The 20,838-nt window shown below is 71.4% G+C and carries 18 protein-coding genes and 1 tRNA gene; 13 read left to right on the top strand and 6 right to left on the bottom strand.

Annotation, left to right across the window (positions count from 1 at the left end; translation table 11 throughout):
- Position 1: 1 nt before the first annotated feature.
- The 3 genes from EUA93_RS00325 to EUA93_RS00315 are packed head-to-tail and all read right to left on the bottom strand — an operon-like array spanning position 2 to position 3,454.
- Entirely contained in the window at positions 2-877 is an 876-nt protein-coding gene (locus EUA93_RS00325; RefSeq protein WP_129397843.1) for an ABC transporter permease, read from the bottom strand.
- Positions 874-1,908, bottom strand: coding sequence for an ABC transporter permease (locus tag EUA93_RS00320; protein WP_129397842.1), 1,035 nt, complete (start codon positions 1,906-1,908; stop codon positions 874-876). Before EUA93_RS00320 ends, EUA93_RS00325 begins: the two co-directional genes overlap by 4 nt.
- Before the next feature lies 1 nt (position 1,909).
- Entirely contained in the window at positions 1,910-3,454 is a 1,545-nt protein-coding gene (locus tag EUA93_RS00315) for an ABC transporter substrate-binding protein (protein WP_129397841.1), read from the bottom strand.
- 146 nt (positions 3,455-3,600) lie between these two features.
- On the opposite strand from EUA93_RS00315, the gene EUA93_RS00310 reads away from it, so the two are divergent.
- The 3 genes from EUA93_RS00310 to EUA93_RS00300 are packed head-to-tail and all read left to right on the top strand — an operon-like array spanning position 3,601 to position 7,719.
- Complete coding sequence (locus EUA93_RS00310; RefSeq protein ID WP_129397840.1) at positions 3,601-4,506, top strand: IclR family transcriptional regulator; 906 nt, start codon at positions 3,601-3,603, stop codon at positions 4,504-4,506.
- Complete coding sequence (locus EUA93_RS00305) at positions 4,499-6,820, top strand: sulfatase-like hydrolase/transferase (protein WP_129397839.1); 2,322 nt, start codon at positions 4,499-4,501, stop codon at positions 6,818-6,820. The genes EUA93_RS00310 and EUA93_RS00305 overlap by 8 nt, the downstream gene beginning before the upstream one ends.
- Positions 6,817-7,719 carry a formylglycine-generating enzyme family protein gene (locus EUA93_RS00300; RefSeq protein WP_129397838.1) on the top strand — a complete coding sequence of 301 codons (903 nt, stop codon included), beginning with the start codon at positions 6,817-6,819 and terminating at the stop codon, positions 7,717-7,719. The genes EUA93_RS00305 and EUA93_RS00300 overlap by 4 nt, the downstream gene beginning before the upstream one ends.
- 112 nt (positions 7,720-7,831) lie before the next feature.
- Here EUA93_RS00300 and EUA93_RS21430 read toward each other — a convergent pair whose 3' ends face one another.
- Positions 7,832-7,990, bottom strand: a complete 159-nt coding sequence (locus EUA93_RS21430; RefSeq protein ID WP_090969683.1) for a DUF5679 domain-containing protein — start codon at positions 7,988-7,990, stop codon at positions 7,832-7,834.
- Between the two features lie 193 nt (positions 7,991-8,183).
- Here EUA93_RS21430 and EUA93_RS00295 point away from each other — a divergent pair, with 193 nt between their 5' ends.
- From EUA93_RS00295 to EUA93_RS00285, 3 genes are all read left to right on the top strand, one after another.
- Positions 8,184-9,026 carry an enoyl-CoA hydratase/isomerase family protein gene (locus EUA93_RS00295; protein WP_129397837.1) on the top strand — a complete coding sequence of 281 codons (843 nt, stop codon included), beginning with the start codon at positions 8,184-8,186 and terminating at the stop codon, positions 9,024-9,026.
- Positions 9,027-9,327: 301 nt separating this feature from the next.
- Positions 9,328-10,362 carry a PHP domain-containing protein gene (locus EUA93_RS00290; RefSeq protein WP_242497181.1) on the top strand — a complete coding sequence of 345 codons (1,035 nt, stop codon included), beginning with the start codon at positions 9,328-9,330 and terminating at the stop codon, positions 10,360-10,362.
- Positions 10,363-10,463: 101 nt separating this feature from the next.
- On the top strand, positions 10,464-11,027 hold the full coding sequence (locus tag EUA93_RS00285; RefSeq protein ID WP_129397835.1) for a M48 metallopeptidase family protein: 564 nt from the start codon (positions 10,464-10,466) through the stop codon (positions 11,025-11,027).
- On the opposite strand, the gene EUA93_RS00280 is transcribed toward EUA93_RS00285, so the two are convergent.
- Together EUA93_RS00280 and EUA93_RS00275 are read right to left on the bottom strand one after the other, a co-directional pair.
- Positions 10,976-11,611, bottom strand: coding sequence for an NUDIX hydrolase (locus EUA93_RS00280; protein ID WP_242497180.1), 636 nt, complete (start codon positions 11,609-11,611; stop codon positions 10,976-10,978). The two genes, EUA93_RS00285 and EUA93_RS00280, sit on opposite strands and share 52 nt — an antisense overlap.
- A complete protein-coding gene (locus tag EUA93_RS00275) occupies positions 11,608-12,951 on the bottom strand; it encodes a zinc-dependent metalloprotease (protein WP_129397834.1) in 1,344 nt (447 codons plus the stop codon). The genes EUA93_RS00280 and EUA93_RS00275 overlap by 4 nt, the downstream gene beginning before the upstream one ends.
- 49 nt (positions 12,952-13,000) lie before the next feature.
- On the opposite strand from EUA93_RS00275, the gene EUA93_RS00270 reads away from it, so the two are divergent.
- The 7 genes from EUA93_RS00270 to EUA93_RS00240 all read left to right on the top strand — a co-directional run bounded on the left by EUA93_RS00270 (position 13,001) and on the right by EUA93_RS00240 (position 20,798).
- Complete coding sequence (locus EUA93_RS00270) at positions 13,001-13,438, top strand: molybdenum cofactor biosynthesis protein MoaE (protein WP_242497179.1); 438 nt, start codon at positions 13,001-13,003, stop codon at positions 13,436-13,438.
- A gap of 42 nt (positions 13,439-13,480) precedes the next feature.
- Positions 13,481-13,750 carry a hypothetical protein gene (locus tag EUA93_RS00265; protein ID WP_242497178.1) on the top strand — a complete coding sequence of 90 codons (270 nt, stop codon included), beginning with the start codon at positions 13,481-13,483 and terminating at the stop codon, positions 13,748-13,750.
- Positions 13,751-13,812: 62 nt separating this feature from the next.
- The gene (locus tag EUA93_RS00260) at positions 13,813-14,865 is read left to right on the top strand and encodes a YlbL family protein (protein WP_129397832.1); all 1,053 of its coding nucleotides are present in this window, start codon (positions 13,813-13,815) and stop codon (positions 14,863-14,865) included.
- Positions 14,862-15,491 carry a PPA1309 family protein gene (locus tag EUA93_RS00255; RefSeq protein ID WP_242497177.1) on the top strand — a complete coding sequence of 210 codons (630 nt, stop codon included), beginning with the start codon at positions 14,862-14,864 and terminating at the stop codon, positions 15,489-15,491. Before EUA93_RS00260 ends, EUA93_RS00255 begins: the two co-directional genes overlap by 4 nt.
- Positions 15,488-18,490, top strand: a complete 3,003-nt coding sequence (locus EUA93_RS00250) for a UPF0182 family membrane protein (RefSeq protein ID WP_129397831.1) — start codon at positions 15,488-15,490, stop codon at positions 18,488-18,490. The genes EUA93_RS00255 and EUA93_RS00250 overlap by 4 nt, the downstream gene beginning before the upstream one ends.
- Before the next feature lie 48 nt (positions 18,491-18,538).
- Positions 18,539-18,612 (top strand) — tRNA-Met (locus EUA93_RS00245).
- A gap of 140 nt (positions 18,613-18,752) precedes the next feature.
- The gene (locus EUA93_RS00240) at positions 18,753-20,798 is read left to right on the top strand and encodes an ELWxxDGT repeat protein (RefSeq protein WP_129397830.1); all 2,046 of its coding nucleotides are present in this window, start codon (positions 18,753-18,755) and stop codon (positions 20,796-20,798) included.
- Positions 20,799-20,838 lie beyond the last annotated feature (40 nt).

Below are 20,838 nucleotides of genomic sequence, written 5' to 3'. Positions count from 1 at the left end.
GTCACTCGCCCTTCTGGGCGGCCTGGGCGAGCCCGTCGGCCATGAGGTTGGTCGCGATGGTGAAGATCGCGATGACGAGGACCGGGGCCATCACGGCCCAGGGCTGGGTCTGGAGGCCGAGCCGGTTCTCGTTCATCATCTGGCCCCAGTTGGCCGCACCGGGGTCGGCGGCGAAGCCGAGGAAGCCGAGCGCGGCGACGATGCCGATGGAGTACGTCAGCCGCAGGCCGGCCTCGGCCAGCAGGGGACCGGTCATGTTCGGCAGCACCTCGGCCACGATCACGCGGGAGCGCTTCTCGCCGAGGGCCTCGGCGGCGACCACGAAGTCGCGCGAGACGATCCCGAGGGCGACACCGCGGGCGACGCGGGCCACGCGGGGGGCGTGGCCGGCGGCGACGAGCACGATGATCACCCACGCCGACGGGTTCTGCAGCGCGGTCAGCACGACGAGGGAGAGCAGGATCTGGGGAAACGCCAGCAGGACGTCGTTGAGCCGCATGATGATCTCGTCCCACCAGCCGCCGGCGTAGGCCGCGACGACACCGATGAGGATGCCGCCGACCATGCCGAGCACCGTGGCGAGCACGGAGATGGTCAGCACCTCCTGGCCGCCGTGCATGACGCGGCTCAGGACGTCCTGGCCGATGTAGTCGGTGCCGAACAGGCCGTCCTTGGAGTAGGGCGGACCCGCGGTCTCCTTCTCGCCGTAGGGCGCGAAGAACGGCGCGAGGATCGCGAACAGGACCACCAGGAGCGTGCCGGCGAAGCCGAACACGAAGCGCTTCTGGTGCAGCGCGCGTCGGAAGAAGCCGGCCGGGGCCGGGGCGGTCGCCTCGGGGGAGGAGGCGCCGGGTGCAGCGGAGGAGGTCGTGCTCATGAGGAGATCGCCGTCCTTGCTCGGGGAGTCAGCAGGATGGACAGGACGTCGGCCACAAGGTTCACCACGATGTAGACGCCCGCGATGATCATGCTGAGCGCCTGCACCATCGCGACGTCGTGGTTGCGCACCGAGTCGACGAGCTGGCGCCCGACGCCGGGGTACTGGAAGAGGGTCTCGACGAGCACCACGCCACCGGCGAGCCAGGCGAGCTGGAGCGAGACGACCTGGATGCCGGGCACGATCGCGTTGAGCAGCGCGTGCTTGCGCATCACCACCGGCTCGGGGATGCCCTTGAGCCGGGCCAGCTCGACGTAGTCGCTGTCGAGCACCTCGAGCAGCGTGGCGCGCACGATGCGGGAGACGTAGGGCGTGACGGCGATGACGAGGGTGAGGACCGGCAGCACCATGCTCTTGGGCTCGTCCCACGGGCTCCCGCCCGGGGCCACGAGGGTGACGGCCGGGAAGATCTTGAACACCGTGGTGGAGAAGACCGACACGAGCAGGATGCCGGTGACGAACTCCGGCACGCCGGCCAGCGCCAGCAGGATGGTCTGGATGACGGTGTCGGGACGGCGGCGCCGGAAGTGCGAGGAGATCATCGCGATGCCGAAGGCCAGCGGGATCATCACCAGGGCGGACAGGAGCACCAGGACCAGCGAGTTGGTGACGCTGCTGGAGATCTGGCCCCAGACCGGCTGCTGGTTGGCCAGCGAGGTGCCGAAGTCGCCGGTGAGCAGCCCGCCGAGCCAGTCGAAGTAGCGGGTGACGATCGAGTCGCCGATGCCGAGCTGGGCCTCGAGCTGCTCACGGCGGGCCACGTTGGTGCCGTAGTCACGTCCGAGGATGGCGCGGACGGGGTCGCCGAGGGCCGCGGTGGCGAGGAACACCACGATCGACACCAGCCACAGCGTCAGGAGTGCCAGGCCGAGGCGGCGTGCGAGCCAGATGCCCCACGCCGCCCCGCCGGAGCGTCCACGAGGAGGGGCGACCTCCGCGAGCGGATCAGGGAGAGTCGCTTCCTGTGTCATGTCAGAGGGACGCCTTGCGGAAGCAGTAGTTGCCGAGCGGCAGGTACTTGCTCGGCTCCAGTCCCTGCACGGTCGAGCCGTAGGCGTCCACCTGCTGGCGGAAGCCCCAGATGATGTAGCCGCCCTCGTCGTACTCGATCTCCTGGGCGTCGTGCAGCAGCGTCGCCCGCTTGGTCTCGTCGACCTCCTTGGCCGCGGCGTTGACCAGGTCGCGGTGGTCGGCGTTGTCCCAGTGCGTCTCGTTGTAGGTGCCGCCCTGGTTGGGCGGGAACGTGCCGACGACGGCCTGGGGGATGTAGTTGCGGGTGTTCCAGAAGTCCTGGGCGAACGTGTAGGACAGGTAGTCGTCGTCGTAGAACGGCGTCTTCTTGGTGACCTTCACGTCGACACCGGCCGCCTTGGCCTGCTCGGCGAACAGGTTGGCCGCGGGCACCGCGACCGAGCCGATGTCGTCGCCGGTGAACAGCTCGACCTGCAGGCCGTCCGCGCCGGCCGAGGCCAGGAGGGACATGGCCTGGTCGATGTCCTGCTCGCGCTGGGGCAGGTCGCTGGCGTAGGCCACGTCGAGCGGGGCGTACATGTCGTTGCCGAGCGAGCCGTAGCCGCTGAGCGTCTGGTCGATCATCGCCTGGCGGTCGACGATCAGGCGCATCGCCTGGCGGACCTTCGGGTCGTTGAAGGGAGCCTGGTCCACACGCATCGTGAACGGGACCCACTGGCCGCCCTCCGCGGTGAGCACGCCGGCGCCCGCACCCTTGATCGTGTCGACCAGGTTGTAGGGCAGGTTGTCGAGCGTCTGGATCTGGCCGGCCTGCAGTGCGTTGACCTTGGCGTTGTCGTCGGCGAAGTCCTGGATGATGAGCTCGTCGAGGAACGCGGCGTCGCCCCAGTAGTCGGTGTACTTGGTGAAGGTGCTGGTCTTGCCCGCCTCGAAGGACTTGTAGGCGAACGCGGCCGTCCCGACCGGGTTGGCCGGGTCGAACTCGCCGCCCGGGATGATCCCGAGCGTGTACTCGGCGAGCAGCGAGTCGAGGATCGCGTAGGGCGTGTTGAGCACGATCTTGAGCGTCGTGTCGTCGACGACCTTGGAGGACTCGAAGTCGATGATCTGCGAGAGCTGGCCGCCCGCGGACAGCGGCGCCTTCGGGTCTGCCACGCGGCGGATGCTCAGCCAGGCGTCCTCGGCCGTGACGGGCGCGCCGTTGTGGAAGGTGGCGCCGGCGCGCATCTTCACCGTCCAGGTGATGGCGTCCTTCGACGACTCCACGGACTCGGCGAGGGCCGGCTGGAGCTCGTAGTTGTTGTCCCAGATGAGCAGCGGCTCGTAGAGGTTGAGGCACCGGGCGATGTCGGCCGCGGTCACCGGCTGGTGCGGGTCGAGGGTGTCCTTCGCGCCACCGCCGGTGGCGCCGTGGATGAGCTGGCCACCCGAGCTCTGCGGTCCGCCGCCACCACCTCCGCCGCCTCCGTCGTCACCGCCGCCGCATCCCGCCAGGAAGCTGCTGCCTCCGATGGCTACCGCACTGACTCCGGAGTAGCGGAGCATCTGACGGCGAGAGATCTTCCAGTTGCCTGCTTGGTTCTGGTTCACTTCGTGAGCTCCCTGTTGCGCAATGCGAACGGCAGTAGTGGTAGACGCAACATAGGCCGCTGGCAAGGAGCGGTCAATGAACTTGAGGGAAATGAGAAGGGATGTCCGGTCAGGGTCGTCCCGGTGCCAACCGGGTGCAGTCGGTCGAGCGGGCCGCGGCACTGCTCCGCGCCGTCGCGGCGGCCACCGGCCAGGACGGCACGGCCGCGGCCCTGGCCGAGGCCGTCGGGCTCAACCGCACCACGACCTGGCGCATCCTGGCCACGCTCGAGCAGCAGCGCCTCGTCTCCCGCGACGACGCCAGCGGCATCTACTCCCTCGGGTTCGGCCTGATCGACCTCGCGAGCCAGGCCGGCGGAGCCGCGCTGGCCCGGTCGGCGCAGGCGGTGCTCCAGCGGCTCGCCGCGACCGTGGGCGAGACGGCCGCGCTCGCCGTCGTGCGCGACGGGGTGCTGACCTACGTCGCCGAGGCGACCGGAGGCGCGGTGGTCGCGGCGGGCTGGCGCGACCGTCCGGTGTCGATGCACGCCACCTCGACCGGCAAGGTGCTGCTGGCCTTCTCCGAGCCCGAGCTCCTCCGGACGCTCCTGCAGCTGCCGCGCGGCGACCGGCTGACCCGCCACACCGACACCACGACCACCTCGCTCGCCGCGCTCGAGGAGGAGCTCGCGCTGACGCGCGGTCGGGGGTACGCCGTGTGCCGCGGCGAGTTCGAGACCACCGCCTGGGGCGTCTCGGCCCCCGTCCTCGACGTGTCCGGCCGTCCCGTGGCGGTGGTCAGCCTGTGGGGTCCGGGGGAGAGGCTGACAGAGTCACGCTTCGAGCCCCTCGGCCGGCTCGCGGTCGCCGCCGCCGACGAGATCGCCGGACGTCGCACCGACCTGCAGGGCAGCCGCACCGACACCCGACCGAGCCCCCCACCCACCTCCCGACCCACCTCCCGACCCACCTCCCGACCCACCTCCCGACCGGACCCACGACAGAAAGAGGCCTCCACCGGTGACTGACGACGCGACCAGCAGCCAGCCCGACCGCACCCGACTCCCCCTCGACGTCGACACCACGGCACGGCCCATCCGGCCGGTCGAGGCACCGCCGAGGTCACCCAACGTCGTGGTGGTGCTCATCGACGACATGGGGTTCGGCGCGTCGTCGCCCTACGGCGGCCCGTGCGAGATGCCGACGGCCCAGCGGCTGGCCGACGAGGGCCTGCGCTACAGCAGGTTCCACGTGACGTCGCTGTGCTCGCCGACGCGCCAGGCGCTGATGACCGGTCGCAACCACCACTCGGTGGGCATGGGCGTGACGTCGGAGATGTCGACGCCGGAGCCGGGTTACCACGGCTACCGCCCGGCCAGTGCCGCCACGATCGCGCAGATCCTCAGCGGCAACGGCTACTGCACCGCCGCGGTCGGCAAGTGGCACCAGACCCCGCCGGTCGAGGTCAGCCCGTCGGGCCCGTTCCCGCGGTGGCCGATGGGGGAGGGCTTCGACTACTTCTACGGCTTCATGGGCGCGGAGATGAACCACTGGTACCCGCAGCTCTACCAGGGCCGGTACGCCGTCGAGCCCGACCGGCTGCCCGAGGACGGCTACCACCTGTCGGAGGACCTCGTCGAGAAGGCGATCTCCTGGATCGAGAACCAGCAGGCGATCACGCCGGACCGGCCGTTCTTCACCTACGTCGCCTTCGGCGCCACGCACGCGCCCTTCCACGTGGCACCGGAGTGGCGCGACAAGTACGCCGGGAAGTTCGACGCCGGCTGGGACGTGCAGCGCGAGGAGACCCTGGCCCGCCAGAAGGAGCTCGGGATCGTGCCGGAGTCGACCGACCTCGCGCCGTGGGCGGCGGGCGTGCCGCGCTGGGACGAGCTCGACGAGACCGAGAAGCGCGTCGCGGCGCGCTTCATGGAGACCTACGCCGGCTTCGCCGAGCACACCGACGCGCAGGTCGGGCGCCTCGTCGAGGCGCTCGAGGACATGGACGTCCTCGACGACACCCTCATCGTCTTCATGCTCGGCGACAACGGTGCCTCCGGCGAGGGCGGCCCGCGCGGCACCTTCCGCGAGCACCTCGTCGGCCACGGCATCCAGGACGAGACCGCCGACATGGCGGCCCGCCTCGACACGCTCGGGGACGCCACGACGTACGCCATCTACCCGGTCGGGTGGGCGCTCGCGATGAACACGCCCTACCCGTGGACCAAGCAGCTCGCCCACCTCGGCGGGACCCGCGATGGGATGATCGTGCGCTGGGGCAACGGCATCAAGGCGCGCGGGGAGATCCGCCACCAGTGGCACCACGTCATCGACGTCCTGCCGACGATCCTCGAGGCCGCCGGCGTCCCCGCCCCGGACGTCTTCGGCGGGGTCGAGCAGCAGCCGATCGAGGGCACCAGCCTGGCCTACTCCTTCGACGACGCCGACGCGCCCGAGCGCCGCAGCACGCAGTACTTCGAGATGATCGGCAACCGCGGCATCTTCCACGAGGGCTGGACCGCCGTCACCCAGCACAGCATCCCGTGGGAGATGGTCGGCGACGACAAGCCGCCGTTCGACGAGGACGTCTGGGAGCTCTACGACCACACCAGCGGCGACTGGAGCCAGGCGCACGACGTGGCGGCCGAGCACCCCGCCAAGCTGCGCGAGCTCCAGGAGCTCTTCATCCAGGAGGCCGCGCGCTACCACGTGCTGCCGCTCGACGACCGGGTCACCGAGCGCGAGAACCCCGACGTCGCCGGCCGGCTCGACCTCCACCTCGGCCGCTCGTCGCTGTCGTTCGGCCCGCGGGTCGGCCGGCTCACCGAGGAGGCCGCGCCCAACGTGAAGAACCGCTCGCACGTGATCACCGCCGACCTCGAGGTCATCACCGGCGCCAGCGGCGTCGTCGTGGCCCAGGGCGGGCGCTTCGGCGGGTGGTCGCTCTACGTCGTCAACGGCGTGCCGCACTACGCCTACAACTTCGTCGGCCGCGACCTCAACGTGGTGCGCGGCGGCAAGACGATGACCCCGGGTCGCCACGACCTCGTCGTCCGCTTCGAGTACGACGGCGGTCCCGTCGGCAGCGGTGCCAACGTGCTCCTCGAGGTCGACAACGTGGTGGTCGGCAGTGGCCGGATCCCGACCACCACCGCCTACTACTTCTCCTTCGACGAGACCTTCAACGTCGGCGTCGACCGCGGCACGCCGGTGGTCGACGACTACCTGCCCGTGCGCAACGCCTTCGAGGGGCTGATCCACCGGGTCCGGTTCGACCTCGACGAGGTCGTCGACCCGGGCACCGACGAGGGGCGCGAGCAGGGGGTGCTGGTCCACCAGTGAGCGGGTGCTGCTCCCCGTCGGCCGGGGATCGCGAGGGCCGGACCGGGGGCCGGGAGCCCGAGCCCGTCGTCGTACGACGTCCGGGCGGGCCGTCCGCGCTCCTCGACCTCCCCGGCGCGACCGCCCTCGTCGGCAGCGACGACCCCGACCACCCCGAGGAGTGGCCGGTGCGCGAGGTGGTCCTCGCGCCCTACCGGATCGCCGGCTGCACCGTGACCAACGCGGAGTTCGCCGGGTTCGTGTCGGCGACCGGGCACCGCACCGAGGCCGAGGCCTTCGGCTGGTCGTTCGTGTTCGGCGGGCTGCTGCCCGACGACTTCCCGCCCACGCGCGGGGTCGCGGCCGCGCCGTGGTGGCGCGAGGTCCACGGGGCCGACTGGGCCCACCCCGAGGGCCCGCAGTCCGGCGTCGACGACCGCGGCGACCACCCCGTGGTGCACGTGTCGCGCCGCGACGCGGAGGCGTACGCCGCCTGGGCGGGCGGCCGGCTGCCGACCGAGGACGAGTGGGAGCACGCCGCACGCGGGGGACTGGTCGGACAGCCGTTCCCCTGGGGCGAGGAGCTCGAGCCGGGTGGCGAGCACCGGATGAACGTCTGGCAGGGGACCTTCCCGACCCACGACACCGCCGAGGACGGCTGGCGCGGCACGGCACCCGTGCGCGCCTACCCGCCCAATGCGCTCGGCCTGCACGCCACGACCGGCAACGTGTGGGAGTGGTGCGCGGGCCCGTGGGCGCCGGGGGACGCCGGAGGCGTCAGCCGGGGCGGCTCCTACCTGTGCCACGCGTCGTACTGCCGCCGCTACCGGGTCTCGGCGCGGCAGTCGCACACGCCGGACTCGACCGCGGGCAACCTCGGCTTCCGGATCGCCGCCGACCGACCTGACCTGCCTGCCTGAGCTGCCTGCCTGACCTGCTTGCCTGGCCTGCCCGGACACGCAACAGCGGCGCCACCCAGGGGGTGACGCCGCTGTGATCAGCGCGGGTGCGCTCAGCTCCGAAGGGCTGAGGTCACGCCTTGCCGAGGATGCGGTTCAGGTTGGTACCGCAGACCGGGCAGACGCCCTTGGCCATCTTGGTGCCCTTGTCGTTGACCTTGATCTCGCCCTCCGCCTCGCGCTTCTCCTTGCACTTGACGCAGTAGAACTCACCGCTCCAGGTCTCCGCCATGACGGCCTCCTTGCTTCGTTACTTCTTGGTCGTCGCGACGGGGTTGTCGTAGGGGAAGCCCGCCGGGGAACCCTGGCGGTTGCCAGCGCTCCGACGAAGACCCTACGCCACGCGTGGGCCACGCTCACGCACCACACGCGCTGAGCGTGAAACCGGTTCTCCGCACGCTCAGCGCGATCAGTACCCTCGGGCCATGTCCGAGACCCCCTCCCGACCCGATCCCGGCCCCACCCACCTCCGCGCCCACCTCCCCACCCATCTCCGCGTCGAGCGCCCCTCCGAGGGCGTCGTGCTGCTCACCCTCGACAACCCCGACATGCGCAACGCGATGAGCGACGAGATGACGGCGTCGTGGTCGGCGGCCATCGACGAGCTCGCCGACGACACCTCCGTGCGCGCCGTCGTGGTGACCGGCGAGGGGAGTGCGTTCTGCTCCGGTGGCAACACGTCGTGGATCGCGAGCGAGCCCGACGCCAGCGTCGACCACCTGCGCCGGCGGATGCTGCCGTTCTACCGGGCGTGGCTGTCGATCCGGCGCCTCGAGGTCCCGACGATCGCCGCCGTCAACGGTCCGGCCATCGGCGCCGGCCTGTGCCTCGCGCTCGCCTGCGACATCCGCCACGCCGCGTCGGGCGCGAGGCTCGGGATGCCCTTCAACCGGCTCGGCATGCACGCGGGCATGGCCGGCACCTGGCTGCTGCCCAACGTCGTGGGCCCGGCCCTGGCGCGGGACCTGCTGCTCACCGGCCGGGTGGTCGAGGCCGACGAGGCGCTGCGCCTGGGCCTGGTCTCCCGCGTGCTGGAGCCGGACACCTTCCTCGACCAGGTGCTCGAGACCGCGGCCGGCATCGCCGCCACCGCGCCCATCGCGGCCCGCCTCACCAAGGTCGCGCTGGCCGACGGCGGCCACGCCGACTTCGAGTCCGCCCTGCAGTGGGAGGCCCTCGCCCAGCCCATGACGCTCGCCACCGCCGACCTCCAGGAGGGGATCCGCGCGGCGAAGGAGAAGAGGGCCCCGCACTTCGAGGGCCGCTGACCTGGCTCGACACAGGAATGTCGGGCCCCGCGACCCTGCGACGCCTGCCTTCCCCTGCTGACGTCGAGGGGCCGTGGGGCCCGACTGCTGCGCAACGCTAGGAGCGCGGTCGGCCGCGGTCAACGGTGGGGTCTCCACCCCTGTGGACAGACCTGTGGACGACGTGTTGAGGACTGCCCGCTCTCCGTGGAGCACGGCGCTCGACATGGGGAGCACCCTGTGGGCGACACGCCCGGGCGATCGTCGTACTGTGCCGGTGACCAGCCCAGACGCGCCGCACGGTGCTGTGGAGGGAGAAAAGTTGAGCGAGGTCCAGCGCGGTCCCGTGGCCACCCTGCGCCGCATCGCCTTCCTGATGGAGCGCCAGCGCGAGGAGAGCCGGAGGATCGAGGCCTTCCGCAAGGCGGCGCGCACGATCCTGCCGCTGCCCGAGGACGAGGTACGCCAGCGGGCCGAGGCAGGCACGCTCACCGACCTCGCCGGGATCGGGCCGAGCACGGCCGCGGTCATCACCGACGCGGTGAACGGCGTCGTCCCCGAGCGCCTGGCCAGGCTCGAGAAGACCGCCGGACCGCTGGCCACAGGCGGCGAGGAGCTGCGCGCGCGGCTGCGCGGCGACCTGCACTCGCACTCCGACTGGTCCGACGGCGGCTCGCCGCTGGAGGAGATGGCGATGACCGCGATGGAGCTCGGCCACGACTACCTCGTGCTGACCGACCACAGCCCCCGGCTGCGGGTGGCCAACGGCCTGAGTGCCGAGCGGCTGACCCGTCAGCTCGGCGTGGTCGACGCGGTCAACGAGCACCTCGGCGGCACGTTCACCCTGCTCAAGGGGATCGAGGTCGACATCCTCGACGACGGCTCGCTCGACCAGACCCCCGAGATGCTGGGACGCCTCGACGTGCGCGTCGCCTCCGTGCACTCCAAGCTCAGGATGGACGCGTCCGCCATGACCCGCCGGATGGTCGGCGCGGTCCGCAACCCGCACACCAACGTCCTCGGGCACTGCACCGGACGCCTGGTGACGGGCAACCGTGGCACCCGCCCGCAGAGCCAGTTCGACGCGACCGCGGTGTTCACCGCGTGCGCGGAGGAGGGCGTGGCCGTGGAGATCAACTCCCGGCCCGAGCGGCGCGACCCGCCGACCAGGCTCCTCGAGCTCGCCCGTGACCTCGGCTGCCTGTTCTCGATCGACTCCGACGCCCACGCGCCCGGTCAGCTCGACATGCTCGACTTCGGCGCGGCCCGGGCCACCGAGGCGGGCATCGACCCCGACCGCATCGTCACCACCTGGGAGCGCGACCGGCTGCTGGAGTGGGCCGCCCGCCGACTCTGAGCGGCCCGGGACCCGTCCGGGAGCCGACCCGAAACGTCACGAACCGGTCAGGAACCGCGTGGACGCGTGCCGCGGACGGCCCCGACGGCTAAATTCGCCGCATGAGCGCCCCGGCCGGCACGCCTGACGTCACGCCCGACGTCCCGCCTGCCGTGGAGGTACGCCGCTCGCGCCGGCGTCGTCGTACGGTCTCGGCCTACCGCGACGGCGACCGGATCGTGGTGTTGATCCCGGCCACGATGAGCAAGCGTGACGAGGCCACCTGGGTCGCCGACATGGTCGCCCGGATCCAGCGCCAGGAGCGGCGCAAGCTGCGCTCGGACGACGACCTCGTCACCCGCGCGGCCAAGCTCAACGACCTCTACTTCGGCGGGCTGGCCGTCCCCGCGTCGGTGCGGTGGGTGACCAACCAGAACGCCCGCTGGGGCTCGTGCACGCCGGGGGACCGGACGATCCGGCTCAGCGACCGGCTCCAGCAGGTGCCGGCGTGGGTCGTCGACTACGTCCTCGTGCACGAGCTCGCCCACCTGCTCGAGCCCGGGCACACCCCCGAGTTCTGGGCCTGGGTGGACCGCTACCCGAAGGCCGAGAAGGCCAAGGGCTACCTCGAGGGCTACTCCGCGGGGGCGCGGCTCGAGCCGCCGCCGGGCGTCGAGGACGACTGACGCGAGCGCACGCGCTCCAGCGCGACGTCGATGAGGGCGTACATGTCGGGGAACGTCTCCGGCAGCGCGTCGGTCGGCCACCACCGCACGTCGAGCGACTCCTCGCTGGTGGCGTGCGACCCGTCGGGGTCGGCGACGGCCACGAAGCGCACGTCGAGGTGGTGGACGGTGCCGCGGTCGGAGCAGAACTCCACGGCGTGGGCGTCGAGCGACAGGGGCTCGTCGTCGAAGTCGAACGAGGCGAGGCCGGACTCCTCGACGAGCTCGCGCCGCGCGCCGTCGGCCAACGAGGCGTCGCCGGGCTCGAGGTGTCCGCCGAACGCGAGCCACGCGCCGGCCTTGCGGTGGTGGTTGAGCAGCACCGCGTCGGCGCCCGGCGACACGACGATCGCGCCGGCCGTGAGGTGGTCGGGGAAGCATGCCTTGGCCAGGCCGTCCTGGTGCGCGGCGAGGTGGTCGAGGTAGCGCCGGCGCAGCGTGTCCTGCTCCTCCGTCGGCGCCGACCAGTCGGTCAGCGTGGCGACGGCGCTCGCGTGGAGGGCGGTCCCTGAGCAGGGCGCCCCGCGCCCGTGTCGGAGGATCACTCCTGCGGAGCGGCGCCGGAGTCGGAGCCGCCGTCGAGCAGGTTGCGCAGCTCGGCGTCGAACTCCTCCTCCGAGATCGCGTCGGGTGCCTCGGAGCCCTCGCGGAAGCCGAGCGGGTCGTCGAGGTCCGCGGCGGTCGGGAGCAGGTGCGGCGACATCCACACGCCGTCGCGGGCCTCGGCGCCCTGGCGGTTGCGCAGCGAGCCCCACAGCGTGGAGGCGTCGCGCAGCCGGCGCGGGCGCAGCTCGAGGCCGACGAGGGTCGCGAAGGTCTGCTCGGCGGGGCCGCCCGCGGCACGCCGGCGGCGTACGGTCTCCTGCAGCTTGGTGGCGGCGGGCATCCGCTCGGCGGTGGCCTGGCCGACGACCTCGTCGACCCAGCCCTCGACGAGCGCGAGGGTGACCTCGAGCTTCTCCAGCGCGGCCTTCTGCGCGGGCGACGGCTCGGGGTCGAAGAGCCCCCCGGCCAGCGCGTCCTGCATGGCCTGCGGGTTGGTCATGTCGATGTCGCGGAGCTTGGACTCCATGCCGGAGGTGTCGAAGTCCATGCCGGCGCCGTACTCCGCCACCGCGCCGATCAGGTGGTCGCGCAGCCACGGGACACCGGCGAACAGCCGCTGGTGCGCGGCCTCGCGGAGCGCGAGGTAGAGGAGCACGTCGTCGGCGGTGACGTCCGGCAGCTCGGCGGCGAAGGCGGCGACGTTGGTGGGCAGCAGGGCGGCCTTGCCGATCGGGCCGAGCGGCAGGCCGATGTCGGAGGCGCTCAGCACGTCACCGGCCAGCGCGCCCAGGCCGCTGCCGACCTGGGAGGCGACCATCGCACCGCTGGCCTTGCCGAGCATGGCCATGAGCGGGCCGGCGAGCTGGCGCATCTCCTCGGGCATCGCGTCGCCGAGGGCGGTGGTGGCGGAGCCGGCGATCGGCTCGACGAGCACCTTCCAGACGTCGATGGTCTCCACGATCCACTCCGCGCGCGACCAGGCGGCGGTGGTGGTCACCCCGGAGGAGAACCCTGTGGTGGTGTCGAGCCAGTGGTCGGCCAGTCGCACGGCGTCGGCGACCGCACCGGACTGCGCCGGGGTCACCGTCGGGTCGGGCTCCTGGGCCGCGGCCCTGCGCGCGAGGTCGGTGACGGTCTCCCAGTTCACGGGTCCGTCGTCCCCGCCGGGAGCGAAGAGGGACTGCATCTGCGACATGAGGGCGTTGAGGTCGGGCATCTGCCCGCCCGCACCGAAACCGCCCATCTGCGAGAAGATCTGCTCGAAGGGCGTGCCCTTGAAGGGGTTGTTCTCGTCGGGGTCCTGACCGGACGATCCGGGGCCACCGGGGGTGTCACTCATGCCGTCCACGGTACCCACCCGACCTACATGCCGCCCTACACTCACCGTCGTGAGCGATCCCGAGCCCGACCTGGTGCGCCTCGTCGCCATCCGCGACACGCCCCTCGACGTGGCCGAGGTGCTCGACGCGCTCGACGACGACGGCGCCGGCGGCCTCACGCTGTTCGTCGGCCGGGTGCGCGACCACGACGGCGGCAAGGGCGTCGTGGGTCTCGACTACTCCGCCCACCCGACCGCGCTGACGCGGCTCGAGGACGTGTGCCGACGCGTCGCCGACGAGCACGACGTCCGCGGTGTGGCCGCCGTCCACCGGGTCGGCGCGCTGCGCATCGGCGACCTCGCGGTGGTCGTCGCCACCACCGCGGCCCACCGGGGCGACGCCTTCGCCGCCTCGCGCGCGCTGATCGACACGCTCAAGGCCGAGGTGCCGATCTGGAAGCACCAGCTCTTCGACGACGAGACCGAGGAGTGGGTCGGCGCGCCGTAGCCGCTCCCAGCCGAGGGCTCGACCGGGACCTAGGCTCGGTCCGTGGAGATCCTGCTGTGGCTCGTGCCCGCCGTCGTCGCGACGGTGCTGGCGATGCTGTGGGTCTCGTGGGTCGGTCGCGACGGGCGTGGTGAGGTCGACCGCGACGTCGCCGTCGAGCGGCTCGGCAAGGCCCTCGCGAAGGAGCTTCCTGCCGGCGCACGTCGTACGCCGTCGCGCGGCACGACCCCGGCGCACGACCGCAGCACCGGCATCGCCGTACGCCCCAGTGCCGGCACGCCTCCGGGCGACCGGGCCCGTCGCGCCTCCTGAGACTGCCCCGCCGGACGTGCCGGGGTGCCGTGCAGTTGCGGCCGTTTGAGAGAGTTGCGCCCATGAGTCAGCGGACCAGGGCGGGGCTGCTCGCGCTGTGCCTGCTGGCGGTGCTGTGGGGGACGGCTGCCTTCGTGCCGCTGCCCTACGTCACCTACTACCCCGGGCCCACCGTCGACATCCTCGCGAAGAGCGACGGCGAGGAGACCGTGCAGGTCACCGGGCACCGGGCCTACTACGACGACGGCGAGATGCGGATGACCACCGTCTACGTCAGCCAGCCCGAGCAGGACGTGACGCTCCCGATCCTGCTGAAGGCCTACTTCGACCCGGACGCCGCGGTGTGGCCGCGCTCCTCGATCTACGCGCCCGACGAGACCGACGAGTCCAGCGACCGCGAGTCGGCGGTGGCGATGGTGTCGTCGCAGGACACCGCGGTCGCGGCGGCGCTGACCCAGCTCGGCGAGGAGGTCGACCCCGTCGTCGAGGTCCAGGACGTCACGCCCGGACTGCCCGCCGAGGGCAGGCTCGAGGTCCGCGACGTGCTGCTCGAGATCGACGGCAACGACATCACCGAGGCCCAGGACGTCGTCGACGCGGTCGACCGGGCCAAGGCCGGCCAGCCGATCACCTTCGTCGTGCGCCGCGGTGGCACGGAGAAGACCGTCGAGGTAACGCCGAAGGACGTCGACGGCGACCTCCGCGTCGGCATCACCCCCGGCGTCGGCTACGACTTCCCCTTCCAGGTCAGCGTCAACATCGCCGACAACATCGGCGGACCCAGCGCCGGGCTGATGATGTCGCTCGCCATCTACGACACGCTCACCCCCGGGTCGATGACCGACGGGGCCGACATCGCCGGCACCGGCACGATCACCCCTGCCGGCGAGGTGGGCCCGATCGGGGGCATCCAGCAGAAGATCGCCGCCGCCCGCGACGCCGGCGCCGAGCTCTTCCTCGTCCCGGCCGACAACTGCGACGGCATCGGGGGAGTGGACCCCGGTGACATGCGCCTGGCCAGGGCGACCACGATGGACAGTGCCGTGCAGGCCCTGTCCGACTGGGTCGCCGACCACGACGCCGTACTCCCGAGCTGCGAGGACACCGCCTCATGACCGACCTGCCCGACCAGCCCGTGCACGAGCCCTACCCCGAGCCCTCGCTGCCCGACCAGCCGCTCCCGGAGGACCCGGCGCTGGCCGCGGCCGTCCTGGAGATCGAGGCCCACGTCGCGCAGGACGGCTGGGACCAGCCGGCACGGCTATACGCCCTCGTCGACACCGCGACCCTCGTGGCGCAGGAGCCGTCGCTGGCCGCCGCGATGTCGATCGACGGGCCCGGCGACGACGGATCCTTCACCCCCATCGAGCAGGACGGCCTGCCCCACGGCCAGGCGCTCGAGGAGGCGCTGCAGACCATCGCCTGGCCCGAGAGCGTCTCCGGCTGCGCGGCGGTGATCGAGCGCCTCGTCCTCCCGCCCGGCACCGACGACGACATCCCCGACGACCCCACGGCGGCCGAGCTGTTCGCGCGCGAGCACCCCGACCGGCAGGAGGTACGCATGGTGGCGGGCGTGACCCGCGCCGGGGCGTCGTACTGCGCCCTCCGGCTGCGCGCCCACGACGACGAGCAGTCGGTCGTCAACGGCACCGAGCTGGTGCCCGGTCTCCTCGACCTCCTCCACGCGACGTTGCACGACACCCCCCACGACCCCCAGACAAGCGAGCAAGGGCCGGCATGAGCACTCCATTCGACCGACCGACCGGACCGAACGGGCCCGACGGCCCCCAGCGACCGGGTGGCACCGGCGGGCAACGCCCCGCAGCCCCCTCGCGCCGACCCGGCGCGCTGGTCATCACCGCGATCATCCTGATCGTCCTCTTCATGCTGCTGAGCGGCTTCGCGTCCTTCTGGACCGACCGCCTGTGGTTCAAGTCGGTCGGCTACAGCGAGGTCTTCACGACCTTGCTGCTGACACGCATCGGCCTCTTCCTCGTCTTCGCGGGCCTGATGGCGGCGACGGTGGCGGTGACCATGTCGATGGCCTACCGGTTCCGGCCGGTCATCTTCCCGGGGATGCCGGGCATGCCCGACGACGGGATGGACCGCTACCGCGAGCTGCTCTCGCCGCGCATGGGCTGGGTCATCGCCGGCGCCGCCGGCGTGATGGGACTCTTCGCCGGCGCCTCGGCCACCGGCCAGTGGCGCAGCTACTCGCTGTGGCAACACAGCGAGAGCTTCGGCACCGACGACCCGTACTTCGGCAAGGACATCGGGTTCTACGTCTTCCAGCTGCCGTTCTGGCACTACCTCGTCGACTACGTGATGGCCCTGGCCGTCATCGGCCTGCTCGCCTCGATCCTGATGAACTACCTCTTCGGCGGGATCCGGCTCTCGGCCCGTCCGGGGGAGCGGCTCACCAGCGCCGCCCAGATCCAGGTGTCGGCGCTGCTCGCGATGTTCGTGATCGCGAAGGCGGTCGACTACTGGCTCGACCGCTTCGACCTGGTCACCAGCTCCGGCTCGATCTTCACCGGCATGGGCTACACCGACGACAAGGCCGTGCTGCCCGCCAAGGAGATCCTCGCCGGCATCGCGATCGTCTGCGCCGCCCTCTTCCTGGCCAACATCTGGCGACGCACCTGGCTGCTCCCGTCGGTCGGCGTCGCGCTCTTCGCGCTGTCCGCGATCATCCTCGGACTCGTCGTGCCCACCCTGGTGCAGGCACTGCAGGTCAACCCGAACGTGCCCGACCGCGAGGGCCCCTACCTCGAGAAGAACATCGAGGCGACCCGTCAGGCGTTCATGCTCGACCAGATCGAGGAGGAGCAGTTCGCCGGCTCCCCGATCCCCGCCGACGGCCGGCTCCAGGCGCTCGACGGCATCACCTCGTCCGTCCCGCTGGTCGACCCGAAGGTCGCCAGCGAGACCTTCCAGCGCCAGCAGCAGGTGCGGCCCTACTACGCGGTCAACAACGTCCTCGACGTCGACCGCTACGAGCTCGACGGCAACGACCGGGCCATCGTGCTCGGCGTGCGCGAGCTCGACCAGAGCAACATCGCCGAGGACAACCAGACGTGGGCCAACCTCCACACCGTCTACACGCACGGCAACGGCGTGATCGCGGCCTACGCCAACCAGCGCCCCGAGGACGACGAGCGCCAGTCGAGCACCATCCAGTGGGCCGAGGGCCAGGCCGCCAACCAGAACGCGCTCGCGACGATGGACCCCGAGGGCTACGAGTCGCGCGTCTACTACGGCGAGATGAGCCCGACCTACAGCGTCGTGGGCACCCGGCCCAACGGCAACTCGATCGAGCTCGACCTGACGACCGACTCCAGCACCGACGCGGCGGAGGAGCAGGACCGCCTCACCACCTACACCGGCAACGGCGGCGTGCCGATCGGCAACGTCTTCACCAAGCTGCTCTACGCCATCAAGTACTCCGAGCCCAACCTGGTCCTCTCCGGCCGCGTCGACTCGGACTCCAAGATCCTCTACGACCGCAACCCGCGCGAGATGGTCGAGAAGGTCGCCCCGTGGCTCACGGTGGACTCCGACCCCTACCCGGCCGTGATCGACGGGAAGATCCAGTGGATCCTCGACGGCTACACGACCACGGACAAGTACCCCGGGTCGCAGAAGGCGTCGTTCGACTCGATGACCCAGGACGCGCTCCAGGACGACAACGCGTACGCCACGCTGCCGACCGACGAGGTCAACTACCTGCGCAACTCGGTCAAGGCGACGGTCGACGCCTACGACGGCACGGTCACCCTCTACCAGTGGGACCAGGACGACCCGATCCTCAAGGCGTGGTCGGCGGTCTTCCCCGGCACGGTCAAGGGCTACGACGAGATCCCCGACGCGCTCATGGACCACCTGCGCTACCCCGAGGACCTCTTCAAGGCCCAGCGCTACCAGTACCAGCGCTACCACGTCACCGACCCGCAGTCGTGGCTCGAGGGCTCCGAGCGCTGGGAGGCGCCGAAGGACCCGCAGGCGACCGACAAGGTGCAGCCGCCGTACCGCCTCTTCACCGACCAGGACGGCAGCCAGGTCTGGTCGCTGACCTCGACCTACGTCTGGCCCAAGCGCGACAAGCTGGCCGCCTTCATGGAGGTCGACAGCGACGCCACCTCGGACAGCTACGGGAAGATCTCGGTCAAGGAGCTGCCCGACGAGGGCACCGACGGACCACGCCTGATCGCCAACCAGCTCAGCACCAACGACGCGGTGCGCGACCAGCTGCTGCCCTACACCCAGGGCGACGCCGACATCATCTACGGCAACCTGCTGACGCTGCCGGTCGGCGAGGACTTCATGTACGTCCAGCCGCTCTACACCCGGCGCAACAACGAGTCGGCGTTCCCCGTGCTCACGTTCGTGCTCGTGTCCTACAAGGGCAACGTGGGGATCGGTACGACGCTCACCTCGGCGATCGAGGACGCCCTCGACGGTGACTCCGGCTCGACCGGCGGCACCGATGGCGGGTCCACCCCGACCGAGACGCCCAGCGAGACGCCGACCACCTCGCCGTCCGAGTCGCCCACCGAGGAGCCGACGACGCCCCCGTCCGGTGGCGGCACGCAGGCCCAGGTCCGCGACCTGCTCCAGCAGGCCGAGACCAAGTTCGCCCAGGCCGACGAGGCCCAGCGCAACGGCAACACGGTCAAGTGGGCCCGGCTGATGGAAGAGGCTCGCGCGCTCATCGAGCAGGCGGTGAACCTCGCCGGCTGACCCCGATTTGGGAGTGCCGGACCACCCCTGTAATGTTCTGTTCACCGACGCGGGGTGGAGCAGCTCGGTAGCTCGCTGGGCTCATAACCCAGAGGTCGCAGGTTCAAATCCTGCCCCCGCTACACAGTGACGAAGGCCCGGACCACCAGGTCCGGGCCTTCGTCGTTCCTGCTCCTTGTGGCGTGTGCGCCCTACCGAGATTGAGCGATGTCGGTGGGCTGGGGCACCCGACGGCGGGCGACCTGTCGCGATACTCCTGCGCGTGATCTCCCGAGCCTCGTTGTCCCGCGCCGTGTGCGCCGCCATGCTCCTCGCGCTGGTCGCTCCTGCCTCCGCGGAAGCCGATCAGCTGACCGTGCGCGGGGCGCAGGTGTTCACCTACGTCGCGCCCGACAGCCCCACCCAGTTCGGCAACGAGCTAGCGGTGTTCCAGGGCTTCCTCTACTTCGTCGCCGACGACGGGGTCCACGGCCGCGAGCTCTGGCGCACGGACGGGACCGACGCCGGCACCGCGCTGGTCGGCGACCTGTACCCGGGCCTGCCGGGCACGAACGCCGACCCCCACCGCCTGACGGTGGTCGGCGACCGGCTGTTCTTCAACGCGCGCAGCTCCGGGGCCGCCAGCAGCGAGACGGTGTTCTACATCGAGGCGTCGACGCCGACGACGATCAGGCAGATCAACGCCCTCCGCGCGACCGACAACGCACCCGTCCCAGCGGTGGGGTCCATCTTCGGTGCGCCCAACGGCCGGGTCGTCATCAGCCGCCTGCTCGGTGAGTCGAGCAACTGCTGCTACGCGGTCTACGCGCTGCCTCCGGGCGGCACCGCATTCGCGAAGATCTCCGTCGGAGCCGAGGACATCAACGCGAACAACGTGTTCTCACCCTCGGCGACCGCGGGCGGGTGGACCTACTACAGCCGCTCCAACACGAACGTCTCCCCGGGCCAGGGCTCGGAGCTGTGGCGCACCAACGGCGCCACGACCGAGGCGGTGGCCGACATCCGCCCCGGCACCGCGGGCAGCGCGCCGAGCGCGTTCGTCGCGACCGGCAACCGGGTCTACTTCACCGCCGACGACGGCACCCGTGGTCGCGAGCTGTGGGTCACCAACCCGGCCGACAAGTCCGACACGCACCTTGTCCACGAGCACGTCCCCGGTGCGGCGTCGACGAGCATCAACGACCCGGGACAGGTCGCCAACGGCAACGTCCTCTACTACGTCCCGGCCAACGACCCGGTCACCGGACCCGAGCTGTGGCGCACGGACGGGACCGAGGCCGGCACGCGCGTCGTGAAGGACCTGACGCCGGGCACCGGCGGGTACTCGGTCTCCACCCCGTTCGCGTTCAGGGGTGGCGTCGGCCTCCTGCGCGGGTCGGACGTCTTCGTCTCCTCGGACGGCACCGACGCCGGCACGGCCCTGCTGGGCTCCGTCGACCTCGACGGCGTCGGACCGAACACCCCCGTCGTGCTCGGCGACCGGGCCTACTTCGTCGCGGGCGCGACGCCGTTCGGCCAGGCGGTCTGGCGCACGGACGGGACCGAGGCAGGGACGTTCCCCCTGACCGCCGGTGGCTTCGACGGGACCGGTGCCGCCAGCGGGAGCCCCTCGGCCCAGACCCTCGCCGTGCTCGGGTCCAGGCTGATCTTCTTCGGTCGCGACCCCGGCACGAACGCCAGCGGGGCGGTGAAGATGTACGTGCTCGACACGACGCTGCCGGACGAGCAGCGGGTGGCCACCGTGGCTCCCGCCGTGACCGGGACCCCCGCCGTCGGCAGCAGGCTGGACGTGTCCCGTGGGACGTGGTCGGGGCGCCCGACGACGTTCACCTACCAGTGGCTGCGCAACGGGCAGCCGATCGCCAACGCCACCAGTCCCTCCTACGGCGTCGTCGCCGCGGACGCCGGTCAGCGGATCAGTGCCCGGGTCACGACCACGGGGATCGGCGCGCCCCGTACGGCGTCTGCCGACAGCGGTGCGGTGACGATCGGGGGGAGTGCGGGCCCGACGCCGACGCCGACGCCGACGCCGACGTCGCTGACCGTGACCCGGAAGCCCTCCCTCAAGGGCAGGGCCGAGGTCGGGTCCAGGCTCAAGGTCACCCTGCCCAGGGTCGCGCAGTCGGGCGTGAAGATGACCGTCAGGTGGTTCGCCAACGGCAAGGCGATCAAGAAGCAGACGAAGACGAAGCTGAAGCTCACGCGCAAGCAGGTGGGCAAGCGCGTCACCGCGACGATCACCCTCGAGAAGTCCGGCTTCAGGACCTTGCGGCTGAAGGTGGGACCGAGCAGGAAGGTCACCGACTGACGCTGCCGGAGATCTCCTGCCTCTCCGGCCCCGTGCGGTC

It is taken from the genome of Nocardioides oleivorans, from assembly GCF_004137255.1.
Taxonomy (GTDB): Bacteria; Actinomycetota; Actinomycetes; order Propionibacteriales; family Nocardioidaceae; genus Nocardioides; species Nocardioides oleivorans.
The sequence above is the reverse complement of the archived record's forward strand: the minus strand, read 5'-3'. Positions and strand labels throughout refer to the sequence as shown.